We start from the raw sequence: 17,565 nt of genomic DNA on the forward strand, positions 1-17,565 counted from the left end.
GCGGCTAGGCGGGAAGGACAGATGGAGCGGGTGACGAGAATCGAACTCGCGTCATCAGCTTGGGAAGCTGGGGTTCTGCCATTGAACTACACCCGCGCGAACTGCCAGCGTAGCGATCGGTGCCCTCATCGCCGTTTCCTGCCGAAGCCTGCGATCACCTAACCGGGCCCCGGTGATGCGTGCCCCGGCGGGGATCAACATCGTGAACCGGTCTATGTTCGCGACGGAGCCAAAGAGGAATTCCATGACCGAACACACCATGACCGACCAGGCCACTCCCCCTCGGGCGTCGTTCCGATCGTTTCAGGAGTCCACACAGGACGACTGGATGCTGATCATGAAACAGCGCGACGAACTTGAGGCTGCCCTCACTAGCCGAATCCTCGAGCAGTTCGAACACCTGCGCGACGACTATGGCGGCTTTCCCGTCGATCGCCTTGAGCACAGCCTCCAGACCGCCACCCGAGCCGAACGCGACGGTCGGGACGACGAATACGTGTTGTGTGCCCTGCTCCACGACCTGGGCGATCCGCTCACCCCATACAACCATCCTGATGTGGGGGCGGCGATCCTCAAGCCCTTCGTGTCTGAGGCCAACCACTGGATGGTGGAGCACCACGGCATTTTCCAGGGGTACTACTTCTGGCACCACCTTGGTATGGACCGCAACACCCGCGACCGTTACGTCGACTCGCCGCACTACGCCCTCACTGAGGAGTTCTGCTCCGAGTACGACTCTCCGGCCTTCGACCCGGGCTACGACTCGAACCCGCTCGGGCACTACGAGGCGTTGATCCGCCAGTTCTTCGGCACCAATCCCTGGACTGGCCGGACTGTCGGCAGCCCTGACGTCTAAGACGCCGGTCGCGGCGTCGCCCGACCCGGCCTAGCATCGGCGGGCCATGATCCTCTCCGACCGCTCCCTTCGCGAAGAGATCGCTGCCGGGCGCATCGTGATCGAACCGTTCGACGACGCCTGTGTGCAGCCCTCGTCGATTGACCTGCACCTGGACCACCGTTTCCTGGTCTTCCGGAACCACACGATGGGCTACATCGACGTACGGACGGACCTCACTTCGCTTACCGAGCAGGTGGAGGCGGCTGAGGACGACCCATTCATTCTCCACCCGGGCGAGTTCGTGCTTGGCTCAACCTCAGAGAGGGTGGTGGTTCCCGACGACCTGGTGGCTCGCCTAGAGGGGAAATCCAGCCTCGGACGACTGGGCCTCCTCATCCACTCGACGGCCGGTTATGTCGACGCCGGGTGGGACGGTCAGCTCACTCTGGAACTGTCCAACGTGGCCAGCCTTCCCATCACCCTCTACCCGGGGATGAAGATCGGACAGATCTCGTTTGTCCGGATGACGACGGCCGCCGATCGGCCGTACGGTTCCAGCGAACTGGGGTCCAAGTACCGCGGCCAGGATGGCCCCCGGCCTAGCCGCTACTGGGAGAACTTCGACCAGTGAGCGATCCGCTCCCGGACACCCGGGGAGCATTTCCGCACGCACGCGCTGCAGGAGGCCTGGTCCACGTGTCGGGAACCAGCGCCCGGAGGTTCGACGACACCGTCGAAGGTGCCGACGTCGGAGACGATGGGACAGTCCGGCTGGACCCGGCCGTCCAGTCCCGGGCCGTGTTGGTCAACGTCGAGCGGGTTCTGGCCGACCACGGGCTGGACCGCGGCGACCTGGTTGATGCCACGGCCTTCCTGGTGGACATAGATCACTTTGACGCCTGGAACGAGGCGTGGGCCGAGTTCTTCACCGGTCGGGAGGCCCCTGCCCGGACCACAGTCGCCGTACGGGCCCTTCCCCATCCCCACCTGCTGGTTGAGGTGAAGGCCACGGCGCTCATGAGGAACGGGGGCTGAGCCGTGGGGGTCCCGTTCGGCCCGCCGTTCGACCTGCAGGGGTGGATCGACGAGCACCGCCACGAGCTCCGGCCCCCGGTGGCCAACAGGCAGATCTGGCAGGACTCCGACATGATCGTGATGGTGGTGGGTGGCGGGAACCGACGCACCGATTACCACGACGACCCGCGGCCCGAGTTCTTTCACCAGATCGAGGGATCGATGGTGCTCCGAATCATGGAGGACGAGGGCCGCCCACCGGTCGACCTGGAGATCCAAGCCGGCGAGGTATTTCTCCTGCCACCCAGCGTCAGGCACTCCCCCCAGCGTGCCGACCCGGACGGGATCGGCCTCGTGGTGGAGTACGCCCGATCGGAGGGCGAGGTCGACGGGTTTGAGTGGTACTGCGGGAGCTGCCACCACCTGGTCCACCGTGTCGAGGTTCAGCTCACCTCCATCGTGGACGACCTTCCACCGCTGTTTGAAGCCTTCTACGACGACCTGGAAGCCCGGACCTGCACGAGGTGCGGGGCCGTCCACCCCGGGGAAGGATGAGGCGGTGGTGACACCGGTTGTTGACATCCACGCCCACTTCTTTCCTCGGATCACCCGGGGACAGGGGGCGATGCTGGGTTCGGCCGGACCATGGTTGCGCGACGACGGCGACGGCACGGGCCAGCTCATGGTCGGGGGAGACGAGTACCGCCCGGTGGAGGCCTCCCTGTGGGACCCGGCCGTGCGGGTGGCCCAGATGGACGCGCACGGAATCGACATCCAGATCGTCTCGGCCACACCGCTGCTCTTCGGGTACGGGGCCGATCCGGTAGTTGCCAGGTCCTGGGCCCGTCTGGTCAACGACCTAGCCCTGGAGATGTGCGCCGACCATCCCGACCGCCTACGTCCTCTTTGCCAGGTGCCACTCCAGGATGTTGACCGGGCCTGCGCCGAGGCCTCCCGGGCGGTGGCCGCCGGCCACGTCGGCGTACATGTGGGGACCCAAGTGTCGGGACGGAACCTGGACGATCGCGAACTGGAACGGTTTCTCCACCACTGCGCCGAGGAAGGGATCCCGGTTCTGGTTCACCCCTGGGATCCGGTGGGCGCCGACCGGATGTCTCACCACATGCTGCAGTGGCTTGTCGGCATGCCCGCCGAGACCCACTTGGCCATCCTGTCGCTGATTCTCTCAGGGGCCTTCGAGCGCCTACCCCGAGAACTGCGGTTGTGCTTCGCCCACGGCGGAGGCAGCTTCTCCGCCCAGCTGGGCCGGGCCGACAACGCCTGGCATCGGCGAGATCTGGTCCGAGCCGACTGTCCGGACCCGCCATCGCACTACACGGACCGCTTCAGCGTCGACTCAGCGGTCTTCGACGATGACGCCTTGCGCCTCCTGGTGTCCGTGATGGGGTCCGAGCGGGTGATGCTTGGTTCAGACACCCCGTTCCCGCTGGGCGAGGAACACCCGGGGAAACTCGTGCGGGGATCGGCCTTCCTAGATGACCGGCAGAGGGGCACCGTGCTGGGCGGCAACGCCATCCAGTTTTTCGACCTGTAGAACGCCGACCGGATCGGGTCAGGCGCCCCTATCGCCCGCCTCGACCGCGGCGGTGTCCCGGGCTTCTAGAGCTTCGAGCAGGTGCAGGGCGATATCGCCGACCTTCACCTCGTCGTCGTCGACACCTTCTCCCCGAACCCCGTCGTCGATCATCACGTAGCAGAAGGGGCAGGCCGTGGCGATACGTCCGGCCCCGGTGGCCAGCAGTTCCTGGGAGCGTTCGACGTTGATGTTCTTGCCGATGTGCTCCTCCATGAACATGCGACCTCCCCCCGCTCCGCAGCACATGCCATTCGTCCCCTGCCGGTCGGCCTCCACCAGGTCAATTCCGGCCAGACTGCCGATCACGTTTCGGGGCGCCGAGTAGACGTCGTTGTGCCGGCCCAAGTAGCAGGAGTCGTGGTACACCACCCGTTCCTCCAGGCGAGCCCCCTCCATGTCCAGACGGCCTTGGTCGATCAGCCACTCCAGGAGTTGGCTGTGGTGCACCACCTCGTAGTGCCCACCCATCTGCGGGTACTCGTTAGCCAGGGTGTTGAAGCAGTGGGGGCACTGGGTGACGATCTTCTTCACGCCCATACCGTTGAGCGTCTCAACGTTCTGCGTGGCCAGCATCTGGAAGATGTACTCGTTGCCGGACCGACGGGCCGGGTCGCCGGTACACATCTCTGACGGGCCGAGGATGGAGAAGGACACGCCGGCCCGCAGCATCAGGGAGGCCATAGCCCGCGACACCTTTTTGTTCTTATCGTCAAAGGACCCGGCGCAGCCCACCCAGTAGAGGTACTCGGACTCGAACGGGTCACCGCCGTCTAGGACCTCGATGCCCTCCAGGTCACCGACCCACTCGGCCCGCTCACTCTGGGACAGGCCCCACGGATTACCCGAGTTCTCCATGGACCGGTAGGCAGCCCCCAACTCCTTCGGGAAGTCCGACTCCATGAGCGACAGGTAACGCCGCATGTCCAGGATCTTGTCCAAGATCTCGATGTTGACTGGGCAGATCTCGTCACATGCCCGGCACGACGTGCAGGCCCACAACTCGTCGTTGGTGACCCGGTCGAACATCCAGTTTGCGGGCACTGTGACCTCGGCGTCAGTTCCCAGAGGGGGCGACACCTTCGGGTTGCCGGTGGCTGCCATGACCTCACCTGTCTTGAGCACGATCTCCCGGGGGTCCAGCGGCTTGCCGGTGGCGTGGGCTGGGCAGACGCTGGTGCACCGGCCACACATCGTGCAGGAGTCGGTGTCCAGCAACTGCTTCCAGGTGAACTCCTCGATGGTCGAGACGCCGAAACTCTCTAATTCGGTTTCCATGAGGTTGGGGAGGGGCTTCATGGCTCCCTTTGGGCGGTCTCGGTCCCGCAGGTACATGTTCAGCGGGGAGGTGAACATGTGCCGGATCATGGTGATGGGCAGCAGGGCGAGGAAGGCCAGGAAGGCGCCCACGTGGGCGATCCACCAGCCCTGGTGCCAGCCGGCAAGGTCGTCGACCAACCAGTCCACCTCGACGATGGCCAGGGCAAGGGGGTAGCCGACCACGGACCAGGTCTCGGCGTCGGTCCCGTAGCCGCCGGACGCCGTGTCCTGCAGGGCGATGCGGAACGCCTCCGCGCCGAACCCGGTGACACCGATGGCTAGGAAGATCAGCAGTACTGCGGCGTGCTCGGGCTTGGACTTGATGCGGATCCGGTACGGCCGGAACCGGCGTGGTCCGTAGCGGCGCAGCAGGGCCCACACCACGCCGACCAGGTAGAGCACACCGGCGATGTCACCCACCGCGGTGTAGGCCCGGTAGACGTCGCCGTGGAGGAACTTCATGGCCTCGGGGACCTGATGGTTGATCTCCAGGACGGTGGTCACGGCCATCAGGATCAGGAACGGGAAGTAGATGAGGGCGTGCATGACGCCGGCCGCCGGTTCCCGAAGCAGGGTCTGCATGTAGACGCCCGATCGGAAGTCGCCGAACCGTCGCTTGGCGTTGCCGGCCGTGGTGGCCCGGTTGTCGGGGGTGCCGCGCTGCCAGTTTTGGACCCGGTGTGAGAACAGGACGGCTCCGTAGACGATGAGCACCGGGATCACGGTGTAGAAGGCCAGCTTCAACGGCCCGGGAACGTTGAAGAAAACCTCACGAGTGACCGGGGAATCGTCGTGGAACCCGTTGACGACTGAGGCGACACCGGAGGCGGCGGTGAACAGAGCAACGGCGATGCCGAGTCCGATCACCGCGTGGTTGGGACGGAAGCGGTTCTCAGCCATGGCGACCGGAGACTAACCGTCCGGTGGTCACAGTCGGGCAGTCACCGTGGGGTAGTTGACCTTATGGTTCACGGAGACAGTGTCCGTCGGTTGAAACCAGCCAGGCGGGCCCGCCAGCAGCTCGATTCGGACCGGCTAGCCGGCTTGGCGCGCCACGGCCTCGGCTGCCGCCCGGGCCGCCTCAGGGTCCAGGGACCGTTCCAGGACTGCCATGTTCTCCTGCGGGCTGAGGTCTCCGGCTAGCTCGTAGACCAGTGGGGACCCGGTCGGGATGTTCAGGGCCGCAATGTCCTCGTCTGAGATGCCGTCCAGCACCTTGCACAGGGCGCGGAGGCTGTTGCCGTGGGCGGCCACCAGCACGATCCGGCCGGCCCGTAGGTCCGGGGCGATGGCCTCATCCCAGTAGGGGGATAGGCGCTCCACCACGTCGGCCAGGCACTCGGCCAGGGGTGGTTCCATGTCGGCGTACCGGGGGTCGTGGTTGGGGTTATAGGGATTGTCCGCTGTGATGGGCGGGGGAGGGGTGTCGAATCCCCGTCGCCAGGCCAGGAGTTGCTCCTCGCCGTACTTCTCCCGGGTGGTTGCCTTGTCCAGCCCGGTGAGGTCACCGTAGTGACGTTCGTTGAGACGCCAGTGGCGACGAACGGGGATCCGGTCGCGCCCGAGGGCTTCCAGCGCGATGTCGGCTGTGCGGATGGCCCGGGTCAAGACCGACGTGTGGACCACGTCGGGGAGGATCCCTGCGTCGGCGAGGAGGCGGGCGCCTTCGCGGGCCTCGGCCTCGCCCAACTCGGTGAGGTCGCAGTCGTGCCAGCCCGTGAACTGGTTAGTGGCGTTCCACTCGCTCTGGCCGTGGCGCAACAGGATCAGCGTGGGCATGGGGTCCTCGAACCGTGGGATCGGCGGGCCGGCCAACGGTACCCGACTGGTGTCATTGGCCCCTGCCAAGATTTCGGCTCAAATGTTGCTAAACTAAGACTCAAGATTCTAGAGTGTCCTTTAACACAAAAGGGTGGAGCCACCGCAGGCAATCCCTAGCCTGCATCGTCGGTCCCGATAACCCTCCCCCTGATTCCAGGGCCGACGGGGCCCATCCGCCCCTAAACCAACAAGTTTTCCCCAGAGAGAACCAGACAGAAAGCAAGGAGTGCAGACCATGGGCAAGGCCGTGGGCATTGATCTCGGAACCACCAACTCGGTGGTCAGCGTCCTCGAAGGTGGCGACCCAGTCGTAATCGCCAACGCCGAGGGCTCGCGGACCACGCCATCAGTGGTTGCCTTCGCCAAGGACGGAGAAGTCCTGGTCGGCGAGGTGGCCAAACGCCAGGCCATCACCAACCCCGGGCGCACCATCCGTTCGGTTAAGCGTCACATGGGCACTAGCTGGACCGAGGACATCGACGACAAGGAATACACCGCACAGGAGATTTCGGCCCGCACGCTCCAGAAGCTCAAGCGGGACGCCGAGGCGTACCTAGGGACCACGGTCGACCAGGCCGTCATCACCGTGCCCGCCTACTTCGACGACGCGCAACGGACGGCCACCAAGGAAGCGGGTCAGATCGCTGGCCTCGAGGTGCTCCGCATCATCAACGAGCCAACGGCAGCCGCCCTCGCATACGGCCTCGACAAGGAGGGCGAGGAGCAGACCATCTTGGTGTTCGACCTTGGAGGCGGGACCTTCGACGTCTCGGTCCTGGAGATCGGCGACGGGGTGTTCGAGGTGAAGGCCACCCACGGCGACACCAGCCTGGGAGGTGATGACTGGGATGAGGCAGTCATCCAGTGGCTAGTCACCTCGTTTCGAAACGACCACGGTGTTGACCTAGGCGCTGACCCCATGGCCGCCCAGCGCCTCAAGGAGGCCGCTGAGAAGGCGAAGATCGAGCTGTCCCAGGTCCAGCAGACTCAAATCAATCTGCCATTTGTGACGGCCACCGACGCAGGCCCCCTCCACCTTGACTACTCGCTCAGCCGGGCGAAGTTCCAGGAACTCACGGCGGACCTCCTAGACCGTTGTCGGGCACCGTTCGAACAGGCGGTAAAGGACGCTGGCCTGACCCGGGGACAGGTTGACCATGTGCTCTTGGTCGGTGGCTCGACTCGCATGCCGGCCGTCGTGGATCTGGCCAAGGAGATCGCCGGGCGCGACCCGTCCAAGAACGTCAACCCGGACGAGGTGGTAGCCATCGGAGCCGCCGTCCAGGCCGGAGTCCTGGTCGGCGAGGTGAAGGACGTCCTCCTCCTCGACGTGACGCCGCTCTCGCTCGGCATCGAGACCAAGGGCGGTGTCATGACCCGACTCATCGAGCGCAACACCACCATCCCCATCCAGCGCTCGGAGGTGTTCACCACCGCCGAGGACGGCCAGCCGTCGGTGGAGATCCATGTACTGCAGGGTGAACGCGAGATGTCACAGTTCAACAAGACCCTGGGCAAGTTCCAGCTGATCGACCTCCCCCCCGCCCCCCGGGGTACCCCGCAGATCGAGGTCACCTTCGACATCGATGCCAACGGCATCGTCCACGTGTCGGCCAAGGACCGGGCGACGGACAACGAGCAGTCCATGACCATTACCGGCCAGTCCTCGCTCGACAAGGACGTCATCGATCAGATGGTGCGCGACGCTGAGTCCCACGCCGACGAGGACCGGCTCCGCAAGGAGCAGGCTGAGGTTCGGAACACGGCCGACAACCTCGTGTACCAGACCGAGAAGCTCCTAGCCGACCAGGCTGACCAGCTCAACGAGGACGAGACGACGTCAGTCACTGAGAAGCTGGAATCCCTGAAGAAGGCCCTCGACGGCGACGACACGGACGCGGTGAAGGACGCCACCGAGGCTCTCATGTCGGCCAGCCAGGAGTTCGGACAGCGGCTGTACGAGGCCGCTCAGGCCGAGCAGGCGGCTGGAGCGACCGACGGTGGGGACGTGGCAGATGACGACGTTGTAGATGCCGAGATCGTCGACGAGTCGTGAGCGGTCCGGTGACGGAGGGCGCTCCTTCTCCGGCCGAGGAGCCGGAGGGCGTTGACCCGTCAACAGACGTCTCCGGTCCGCTGCCCTCCGTCTCGGGTACCAAGGTGACTCCGGACCCCGATGTTTCTGAATCGGATAGTGGCAACGGCGATCCTCTGCCCGGTGATGACGAGGCGGAGGTCGGGGATCCAGTCCTGGACGTGATGGCCGTGCTGGAGGACGAGCGGGACGGGTACCTGGTCGACCTGCAGCGGGTCACTGCGGAGTTCGCTAACTTCCGAAAGCAGGTCGAGAAGCGCAGCGCCGCCGTCAGCGCTCGGGCTCGCGGCGACTTGGTCGAAAAAATCCTGCCGGTCCTGGATGCCTGCGACCTGGCCGTCGAACACGGCGCGGACGACGTGATCCCCATCCGGACGTCGTTGGTGCAAGTTCTGGAACCAGCCGGGTTGGAGGTGCTTGACCCGCTGGGTGAGCCGTTCGACCCGACCCGGCATGAGGCTGTGCTCCATGAGCCGGCTGACGACCCCGAAGATGTGGACGTCGGCCAGGTGGTGGTTGGGGTTCTCCGTCGCGGCTACGTCTGGGACGGTCGGGTCCTCCGTCCGGCCATGGTCCGCGTCCGAGGTTGATTCGGTAGGACGGAGGCGTCAATGACCGCCCAGCGCGAGTGGTTCGAGAAGGACTACTACGCCACGCTCGGCGTCGAGAAGAGCGCCGCGGCCAGGGATGTCACCAGGGCCTACCGGAAGTTGGCCCGCCGACTCCACCCTGATGCCAACCCGGGCGACGACGCGGCCGAGGCCCGGTTTAAGGAAGTGTCGGCCGCCTACGACGTCCTTGGCGACGAGGAGCGACGGGCCGAATACGACCAAGTCCGGTCCATGGGGCCGATGGGCGGTGGGATGCCCGGCGGTGGCTTCTCCGGCGGTGGCTTCCCCGGCGGTATCGATCTGGGAGATCTGTTTGGAGGGATGTTTGGCGGTGGCCGTAGCGGCTCGCAGGGTCGTCGGGGCGCCGACCTCGAGACCCGCCTAACCCTGTCGTTTCTTGAGGCAGTGAATGGTGTGACCACCGCCGTGCACCTGGTGAGTGCCGTGGCCTGTTCGGCTTGCGGGGGGAATGGTGCCCGCCCGGGGACCCGACCCACGACCTGTGAAACGTGTGGTGGCCGGGGTGTTCAGGCTGAGGACCAGGGCCCCTTTTCGTTCAGCCGACCATGCGAGGCATGCGGTGGTCGAGGCCACCGGATCGAGGATCCCTGCGGAACCTGCCGTGGCTCGGGGGCTGAACGTCGGCCACGCGAGGTCCGGGTGCGCATCCCCGCCGGGGTGGACGACGGCCAGCGCATTCGACTGAAGGGCCGGGGGGAGCGGGGCCGGGGCGGTCCGGACGGCGACCTCTACGTGGTGGTGGCGGTCGAGCCCCATACTCGGTTCGGGCGCCGTGGTCGGAACCTCACGGTGGTCGTGTCCATCTCTTTCCCCGAGGCGGTGTTCGGCGCCGAGGTGGCGGTGCCAACGCTCGACAGCGGACCGGTCACCGTCCGGGTCCCCGCCGGAACCAGAAGCGGCCAAACCCTCCGGGTGCGACGGCGGGGTGTGCCAGACCGTCGGGGCGCCGGTGACCTGCTGGTCACCGTGGAGGTCCACGTCCCGAGCGACCCGACTGAGGCCGAGCGAGCGGCTATCGAGGCCCTGGCCGAGGCGACCGACGGCAGCCTCCGTGACGGGCTGTCAGACTGAGACCCGATGCAGGGAGCACGCTGATGCCTCAGCCCAGGCCCGGTCCAGACCAGGCGGTGTACGTCATTTCGGTAGCCGCCGAGTTGGCCGGCATGCACCCACAGACCCTGCGCATCTACGAGCGGAAGGGCCTGGTAGACCCGGCCCGGACTACCGGAGGCAACCGGAGGTACAGCGAGGCCGACGTGGCCATGCTGTTGCGAATAGCGCAACTCACCGCGCAAGGCCTCAACCTGGCCGGCGTGAAGCGGGTATTGGCCCTGGAGGCCGAGGTGACCCGCCTGGAGGATGAGCTGGATAGGGCCCGGTCCGATGGCAGCCAGGCGGTGGCCGAGGTCCACCGGCAGTACAGGCGTGACCTGGTTCCGGTTAAGCAAAGCGTGACCGTCTACCAGGGTCGGCGGAGGCGCTGATGCCCTTGTCTGGCCCTACTGACCTGCCGGTTCTCAGCAGTTCTCGAACCGGTTGGCAGCCGGCCCTGGGCCTGGGAGCAGTGTCTGAAGCCGGCTTTCGGTCCACAGCGCTCGTCAACGGCCCGTAGGCAGCCGTCGGTTGTCCACAGGGTGTTGGGGAAACCGTGGATGTTGCGCGGAGGTCGCGCAGGATCATCTCGCGAGAGGCTCCGGGTCTGTGCGACGACGGTATCCCCGGGCACGTCCGACGACCGGTGGGACGGATGAAACCCCGGCAAGGGCTGGTCCGCCGGCCGATAGGATCGGTCCGTAAGGGACCCGATCCAGGAGAGGTGCCGTGCCCGCGACCGTCGTCGTCGGGACGCAGTGGGGCGACGAGGGCAAGGGCAAGTTCACCGACCTCGTGGCGAGTGAGGTGTCGATGGTCGTCCGGTACCAGGGCGGCCACAACGCCGGGCACACGCTGGTCGTCGACGACGAGACCTTCTCCCTCCAACTCGTTCCCAGCGGCGTCCTATACCCGCACGTCACGCCGGTTATCGGCAACGGCGTGGTGGTCGACCCCCGGGTTCTCCTCTCCGAGATGGACATGCTTGGGGCGCGGGGGGTCGATACGGCCAAACTCCGCGTCAGCGGCAACGCCCATCTGATCCTCCCCTACCACCAGGAACTGGATGCCCTCCACGAGCGCCACTTGGGCAAGAACAGGTTGGGGACCACTAAGCGGGGCATCGGACCGGCCTACGCCGATCGCGCCATGCGGGTCGGCATACGGGTTCAGGACCTCCTGGACGAGAAGATCTTTCGGAAAAAACTAGGTGCCGCTCTGGAGCACACCAACAAGGTTCTCACCCGGGTGTTCAATCGCCTTCCCGTCGATGCGGACGAGGTGGCTGAGGAGTATCTGGGCACCTGTGCTCCCCGGCTGACCCCGCACATCGCTGACGCCGTAGGCCTGGTCCACGACGAGCTGGAAGCCGGTGGGCGGATACTCCTGGAGGGCGCCCAGGCCACCTTTCTGGACCTCGACCACGGCACCTACCCCTTTGTGACCTCGTCCAACCCGGTGGCCGGCGGGGCCTGTACAGGAGCCGGGATCGGCCCCCGGGACATCGACCGAGTCATCGGGATCGCCAAGGCCTATGTCACGCGGGTGGGTGCCGGGCCGTTTCCCACCGAGTTATTCGACGAGGTGGGTGACCACTTCGTAGACGTCGGCCACGAGTACGGAACCAACACCGGGCGGCGTCGCCGGCCGGGCTGGCTGGACGCCGTGATGCTCCGCTACGCGGCCCGAGTCAATTCGCTGTCCGAGCTGGCCATCACCAAGTTGGACGTCCTGGACCAACTGGACGTGATCCGCGTATGCGTTGCCTACGAGGCCGACGGCCAGCGCCATGACCAACTGCCTTACCACCAGTCGGTTTTACACCGGGTCACGCCAATCTACGAGGAGCTGTCGGGTTGGGGAGTTGACCTTTCGGCAGTTACTGAGCGGTCACAGCTGCCGGCCGAGGCCGAGGCCTACCTGACCTTCGTGGAGGACCAGGTCGGGGTACCCATTGGCATGGTGGGCGTCGGACCGGGACGCCACCAGGTGCTCCGGTTCGCCGGTTGACCGCGTCGGGACGGATAGGCGTCGGATGAGGGTCTGCGTCGTCGGATCGGGTGGCCGGGAACATGCCCTGGCCCACGTCCTGGGCCGGTCCCACGACGTGGTCGTCACCCCCGGAAACCCCGGCATTCCCGGGTCGGTGCCCGTTCCCCCTACCGAGGTCGACGCCGACCTGACGGTGATCGGCCCCGAGGTACCGCTGGTCGGCGGCCTAGCCGACCGGCTGAGGGCTGACGGCCGCCTGGTCTTCGGCCCGGGAGCCGACGGTGCCCGCTTGGAGGGGTCCAAGGCGTGGATGAAGGAGGTACTCGTCGAGGCGGGCGTGCCGACTGCCGCCCACGGAACCTTCGACGATGAGGCGGCCGCCCTGGCCTTTCTGGCTGGTATGGGTGACCTGTTCGTGGTTAAGACCGACGGGCTGGCCGCCGGCAAGGGCGTAGTGGTCACCACGAACCGGGCCGAGGCGGTCGACACCGTCCGGTCCTACCTCTCCGGAGCAGCTTTCGGCGACGCCGGGCGGACGGTGGTCATCGAGGAGGGCCTTACCGGCCCCGAGCTGTCGGTGCTGGCCGTATGCGACGGGACGACCGCCGTGGCCCTCGCCCCGGCTCAGGACTTCAAGCGCGTTGGCGACGGTGATGCTGGCCCTAACACTGGAGGCATGGGGGCCTACTCGCCGGTGCCGGTGGCCACGAACGCTGTAGTCGACGACCTGGTGGCGGGTGCCGTGCAGCCCACGCTGGCTGCCCTGCGCGGTCGGGGGATCGACTACCGGGGTGTCCTGTACTGCGGGCTGATGCTCACCCCGGACGGGCCCAAGGTCCTGGAGTACAACGTGCGCTTCGGCGATCCGGAGACCCAGGTCGTCCTGCCCCGCCTTACCAGCGACCTCGGCTACCTGCTGGCTACCGCCGCCGCTGGGAGCCTGAAGGAACCGCCGACATTTGATGACGGGGCGGCCGTCACCGTGGTATGCGCCACGGAGGGCTATCCGACCGGTCCCCGGACCGGAGATCCAATTGATGGCTTGGAGGCGGCCTCGGCTATCGACGGCGTCACGATCTTCTCTGCCGGGGTGGCTGACGGAGGAGATGGCGGTTTGGTGACGGCTGGCGGCCGGGTGCTCTCGTTGACCGGCCGGGGGAGGACGATTGCCGAGGCCCGGGGGCGGGCCTACGACGCGGTAGCCGAGTTGGCGTGGTCGGGGATGCAGTTTCGTCGCGATATCGCCGCGAACCCGACCGGCGCCGGGAGCGACTAGGACTAGTAGGGACACAAGAGGACCCGAGGGACAGGAACAGGAGAATCCGATGGTGTACAAGGTGGCGATCCTCATGGGTTCGCCCAACGACGGCGACAAGATGGCACCTGCCGCTGCGACACTAGAGCGTTATGGCATCGAGGCCGACGTGCGGGTCATGTCGGCGCACCGCAGCCCGGCCCTGGTCGCTGGGTTCGTGTCTGGGGCGCGGGAGGCCGGGTACTCGGCGATCATCTGCGGGGCCGGGATGGCGGCCCACCTAGCCGGGGCAGCGGCCGCCCACACCACACTTCCAGTGATCGGCGTGCCTCTCTCCGGTGGTGCCATCAACGGGTGGGACTCCCTACTGGCCACCGTCCAGATGCCCAAGGGAATCCCGGTAGCCACCGTGGCCGTGGACGGTGCCATGAACGCTGCCCTGCTGGCCGTCCAGATGCTGGCCGTCGGCGACCCGGACCTCGTTGAAGCCCTTGAGGCCCACCGCGAGGAGATGGTTCCCCGCTAAGCGGCGGCGTCCCGGACCCCATGGAGAACGTCCTCGCCTCCCGCTACGCCAGCCGGCCCATGGTCGGCCTCTGGACAGCGGAGGCCAAGGTGGTCATGGAACGCGAGCTCTGGATCGCCGTGATGGAGGCCCAGCGTCACCTCGGCGTGGACATCCCCGACGGAGTCGTCGAGGACTACCGGGCCGTGGTCGATCAGGTGGACCTGGCGTCGATCCGCGAGCGGGAGCGGGTCACCCGGCATGACGTGAAGGCTCGGATAGAGGAGTTTTGCACCCTGGCCGGGCACCAGCACGTGCACCGGGGCATGACGTCTCGGGACCTCACCGAGAACGTCGAACAGCTCCAGGTCCGCCGCAGCCTGGAGCTGGTGCTGGACCGCATCGTGGCCACCCTTGCTCGCCTAGCACGCTTGGCTGCCGAGTTCGACGGCCTGGTCATGGTCGGGCGTAGCCACAACGTGGCCGCCCAAGCCACCACGCTGGGCAAGCGGTTCGCCACAGCGGCCGAGGAGCTCTTGGCTTCGCACCGTCGGATCTCCGATCTGCTGGCTGCTTACCCGCTCCGGGGGCTGAAGGGACCGGTGGGGACCCAGCAGGACCAGATGGACCTCATGGGCGGCGACGGCGCCAGGGTCGACCAGTTGGAACAACTGGTGGCCGATCACCTTGGCTTTGCTCAGGTCCTGGACTCGGTGGGGCAGGTATACCCGCGGTCGCTGGACTTCGATGTGGTCTCGGCGCTGGCCCAGGCAGCTGGGGGGCCGGCCAACCTGGCCCGAACGATCCGGTTGATGGCCGGCCACGAGCTGGCCACTGAGGGGTTCCAACCGGGTCAGGTTGGTTCGTCGGCCATGCCCCACAAGATGAATGCTCGATCCTGCGAGCGGGTCAACGGCCTAGCCGTCGTGCTACGGGGGCACCTGGCAATGGTTGGGGGTCTGGTAGGCGACCAGTGGAATGAGGGTGACGTGAGCTGCTCGGTGGTTCGGCGGGTGGCCCTCCCCGACTCCTTCCTGGCCACCGACGGCCTGTTCCAGACCTTCCTCACCGTGCTGGACGAGTTCGGTGCCTACCCGGCCGTGGTGGAGCGAGAGCTCGGCCAGTACCTGCCCTTCCTGGCCACCACGAGGGTGCTGATGGCTGCTATCGAGGCCGGGATGGGACGTGAAGAGGCTCACCAGGTCATTCAGGCTCACGCGGTGGCCGCCGCTCTGATCCGCCGGGAGGAGGGTCGGATGGAGACCGACCTGCTGGATCGTCTGGCCTCTGACCCCGCCCTGCCGCTGGACCGCGACGATCTCGACGGCCTGCTCGACGATCCGTCAGCGTTCGTGGGCAACGCCTCAGCTCAGGTATCCGCTGTCGTGGAACGGGTGGCCGAGGTAGTGGTCGCCCGCCCCCAGGCCGCCGCCTACGATCCCGAACGGATCCTCTGACCCGACCGCCCACTGGAGTGCGATGAACATGACGGTCGACCTCCCCCTCCTGCACTCGGGCAAGGTCCGCGACATCTACGACGCCGGAGACGGCCGCCTGCTCATGGTCACCTCGGACCGCATCTCGGCGTTCGACGTGGTTATGGCCGAGCCGATTGTCGACAAGGGACGAGTCCTCACCGCCATGACGTCCTTCTGGTTCGAGCAGTTCGCAGACCTGATCTGCGGGCACCTGATCTCGACCGACACGGCCGATCTGGAGGCCGTCCTGGGTGCTAGGGCGTCGGTCGACCTGGTGGGCCGGACCATGCTGTGTCATCGGGCCGAGATGCTGCCCATCGAGTGCATCGTCCGGGGGTACATCACTGGCTCGGCCTGGAAGGAGTACCGGACCTCGGGCACCATGCACGGCACGGCGATGCCCGACGGGCTCCTAGAGGCCAGCCGTCTTCCCGAGCCTGTGTTCACCCCGTCCACAAAGGCTGACGAGGGCCACGACGTGAACATCTCCTACGCCGACGCAGTGAACCTGGTGGGCGTCCAGGTGGCCGAGGCGGCCCGCGAGGCGTCGATCGCCTGCTACCTGCGGGGTGCCGAGTGGGCGGCCCAGCGGGGGATCGTCATTGCTGACACCAAGTTCGAGTTCGGGATGGTTAACGGCCACCTGGTGCTGGCCGACGAGGTGCTTACCCCGGACTCGTCTCGCTTCTGGCCCGCCGAGGTGTGGGCCCCGGGGGTGACGCCTCCATCGTTCGACAAGCAGCCGGTCCGCGATTACCTGGACGGGTTGGACTGGGACAAGCAGCCGCCGCCACCAGCGTTGCCCGACGAGGTGGCGTCCGCCACGTCGTCGCGCTACGTGGAGGCCTACGAGCGCATCACGGGACGGTCGTTCGCCGACTGGCCCGGGGTGGGCGGCTGATCCGAGTAGGAGGACGGGAGGAGGGCCATGCGGTTCGACGTGATGGTGGACGTGAGGCTGAGGGGTGGCATCGCCGATCCGGCCGGTGCCACGATCGAGCGGGCGCTGCCCGCTCTGGGCTATGAGGGGGTAACCGAAGTCAGTGTGGGCAAGACGGTTCGCTTCACCATCGAGGCGGCCGATGCCGTCGAGGCGACCACCCGGGCCGAGGACCTCTGCTCCTCTTTCCTAACCAACCCGGTGATCGAGGATGCTTCGGTGATTGTTGAGGCCGCCGGCTGATGGCCACCACGGTGGGTGTCGTGATCTTCCCCGGCACCAACTGCGAGATGGATGCCGTGTCATCCGTGGAGCGGTTGGGGGGCACTGGCCGCCTGCTGTGGCATGCCGACGAGTATCTGGGCGACGTGGACGCGGTGATTGTTCCGGGCGGGTTCGCCCACGGCGATTACCTTCGCCCGGGGGCCATTGCCCGGTTCTCACCCGTGATGGGTGCCGTGGCCCGGTTCGCCGCCGACGGAGGTCCGGTGGTCGGCATCTGCAACGGTTTCCAGGTTCTCACCGAGTCGGGGCTGCTTCCCGGCGCCCTCCAGAAGAACGCGGGCCTGAAGTTCCTGTGCCAGCCGACGACGTTGCGGGTTGAGACCACCGGGTCGGTCCTCACCAGGAGGGCCGAGGTGGGGGACGAGTTGTCGGTTCCCATAAACCACTTCGAGGGCAACTACACCTGCGACGCCGAGACGTTGGCCCGGCTCCGGGATGAAGACCGAGTGGTGCTCCGGTATCTCGACAACCCGAACGGATCGTTAGACGACATTGCGGGGGTCTGCAACGAAGGCCGCAATGTGGTTGGGCTGATGCCCCATCCGGAGCGGGCCTGTGACGACCTTCTAGGCAGCGCCGACGGGGCGGTGCTTCTGGGCTCTTTGCTGGATGCCGTCCGAGTCAGCAGGCCCTGGTAGTCGGGGCCGAAGGGTTCTTGGGTCAGGTACTGCGGCGGATGCCGGCTTCCTTGAGGGTGGCCGCCG

Annotated in this window: 18 protein-coding genes and 1 tRNA gene; 16 read left to right on the forward strand and 3 right to left on the reverse strand. The window is 66.5% G+C overall.

Annotated elements, in window-relative coordinates:
- Positions 1 to 22: 22 nt before the first annotated feature.
- Positions 23 to 96 (reverse strand) — tRNA-Gly (locus tag MK181_08165).
- Between the two features lie 148 nt (positions 97 to 244).
- Here MK181_08165 and MK181_08170 point away from each other — a divergent pair.
- The 5 genes from MK181_08170 to MK181_08190 are packed head-to-tail and all read left to right on the forward strand — an operon-like array spanning position 245 to position 3,407.
- Positions 245 to 856: an HD domain-containing protein gene (locus MK181_08170; protein ID MCH2419774.1), complete on the forward strand. Its 612-nt coding sequence runs from the start codon at positions 245 to 247 to the stop codon at positions 854 to 856.
- Positions 857 to 902: 46 nt separating this feature from the next.
- On the forward strand, positions 903 to 1,469 hold the full coding sequence (dcd, locus tag MK181_08175; GenBank protein ID MCH2419775.1) for a dCTP deaminase: 567 nt from the start codon (positions 903 to 905) through the stop codon (positions 1,467 to 1,469).
- The gene (locus MK181_08180; protein MCH2419776.1) at positions 1,466 to 1,873 is read left to right on the forward strand and encodes a RidA family protein; all 408 of its coding nucleotides are present in this window, start codon (positions 1,466 to 1,468) and stop codon (positions 1,871 to 1,873) included. Before dcd ends, MK181_08180 begins: the two co-directional genes overlap by 4 nt.
- A gap of 3 nt (positions 1,874 to 1,876) precedes the next feature.
- Complete coding sequence (locus tag MK181_08185; GenBank protein MCH2419777.1) at positions 1,877 to 2,407, forward strand: 3-hydroxyanthranilate 3,4-dioxygenase; 531 nt, start codon at positions 1,877 to 1,879, stop codon at positions 2,405 to 2,407.
- A 4-nt stretch (positions 2,408 to 2,411) separates the two neighbouring features.
- Complete coding sequence (locus tag MK181_08190) at positions 2,412 to 3,407, forward strand: amidohydrolase family protein (GenBank protein ID MCH2419778.1); 996 nt, start codon at positions 2,412 to 2,414, stop codon at positions 3,405 to 3,407.
- Positions 3,408 to 3,425: 18 nt separating this feature from the next.
- Here the strand turns inward: MK181_08190 and MK181_08195 are convergent, their stop codons facing one another.
- Entirely contained in the window at positions 3,426 to 5,666 is a 2,241-nt protein-coding gene (locus tag MK181_08195; GenBank protein ID MCH2419779.1) for a 4Fe-4S dicluster domain-containing protein, read from the reverse strand.
- A 135-nt stretch (positions 5,667 to 5,801) separates the two neighbouring features.
- Complete coding sequence (locus MK181_08200) at positions 5,802 to 6,545, reverse strand: phosphoglyceromutase (GenBank protein ID MCH2419780.1); 744 nt, start codon at positions 6,543 to 6,545, stop codon at positions 5,802 to 5,804.
- A gap of 277 nt (positions 6,546 to 6,822) precedes the next feature.
- Between MK181_08200 and dnaK the strand changes: the two genes are divergently transcribed.
- The 11 genes from dnaK (at position 6,823) to purQ (ending at position 17,499) form a co-directional block, all read left to right on the forward strand.
- Positions 6,823 to 8,643 (forward strand): molecular chaperone DnaK, encoded by a 1,821-nt coding sequence (gene dnaK / locus MK181_08205; protein ID MCH2419781.1) that lies wholly within the window; start codon positions 6,823 to 6,825, stop codon positions 8,641 to 8,643.
- Positions 8,640 to 9,272: a nucleotide exchange factor GrpE gene (locus MK181_08210; protein MCH2419782.1), complete on the forward strand. Its 633-nt coding sequence runs from the start codon at positions 8,640 to 8,642 to the stop codon at positions 9,270 to 9,272. Before dnaK ends, MK181_08210 begins: the two co-directional genes overlap by 4 nt.
- Before the next feature lie 21 nt (positions 9,273 to 9,293).
- A complete protein-coding gene (dnaJ, locus tag MK181_08215; GenBank protein ID MCH2419783.1) occupies positions 9,294 to 10,385 on the forward strand; it encodes a molecular chaperone DnaJ in 1,092 nt (363 codons plus the stop codon).
- 23 nt (positions 10,386 to 10,408) lie between these two features.
- A complete protein-coding gene (locus MK181_08220) occupies positions 10,409 to 10,798 on the forward strand; it encodes a MerR family transcriptional regulator (GenBank protein ID MCH2419784.1) in 390 nt (129 codons plus the stop codon).
- 337 nt (positions 10,799 to 11,135) lie between these two features.
- Positions 11,136 to 12,416, forward strand: coding sequence for an adenylosuccinate synthase (locus MK181_08225; protein MCH2419785.1), 1,281 nt, complete (start codon positions 11,136 to 11,138; stop codon positions 12,414 to 12,416).
- A 25-nt stretch (positions 12,417 to 12,441) separates the two neighbouring features.
- Positions 12,442 to 13,674, forward strand: coding sequence for a phosphoribosylamine--glycine ligase (gene purD, locus MK181_08230; protein MCH2419786.1), 1,233 nt, complete (start codon positions 12,442 to 12,444; stop codon positions 13,672 to 13,674).
- A gap of 49 nt (positions 13,675 to 13,723) precedes the next feature.
- Positions 13,724 to 14,179, forward strand: a complete 456-nt coding sequence (gene purE / locus MK181_08235) for a 5-(carboxyamino)imidazole ribonucleotide mutase (protein ID MCH2419787.1) — start codon at positions 13,724 to 13,726, stop codon at positions 14,177 to 14,179.
- A 20-nt stretch (positions 14,180 to 14,199) separates the two neighbouring features.
- Complete coding sequence (purB, locus tag MK181_08240) at positions 14,200 to 15,615, forward strand: adenylosuccinate lyase (GenBank protein ID MCH2419788.1); 1,416 nt, start codon at positions 14,200 to 14,202, stop codon at positions 15,613 to 15,615.
- 28 nt (positions 15,616 to 15,643) lie between these two features.
- A complete protein-coding gene (locus tag MK181_08245) occupies positions 15,644 to 16,537 on the forward strand; it encodes a phosphoribosylaminoimidazolesuccinocarboxamide synthase (GenBank protein ID MCH2419789.1) in 894 nt (297 codons plus the stop codon).
- A gap of 27 nt (positions 16,538 to 16,564) precedes the next feature.
- Entirely contained in the window at positions 16,565 to 16,819 is a 255-nt protein-coding gene (purS, locus tag MK181_08250; protein MCH2419790.1) for a phosphoribosylformylglycinamidine synthase subunit PurS, read from the forward strand.
- On the forward strand, positions 16,819 to 17,499 hold the full coding sequence (gene purQ / locus MK181_08255; GenBank protein ID MCH2419791.1) for a phosphoribosylformylglycinamidine synthase subunit PurQ: 681 nt from the start codon (positions 16,819 to 16,821) through the stop codon (positions 17,497 to 17,499). Before purS ends, purQ begins: the two co-directional genes overlap by 1 nt.
- Positions 17,500 to 17,565 lie beyond the last annotated feature (66 nt).

The organism is Acidimicrobiales bacterium, from assembly GCA_022452035.1.
Taxonomy (GTDB): domain Bacteria; phylum Actinomycetota; class Acidimicrobiia; order Acidimicrobiales; family MedAcidi-G1; genus UBA9410.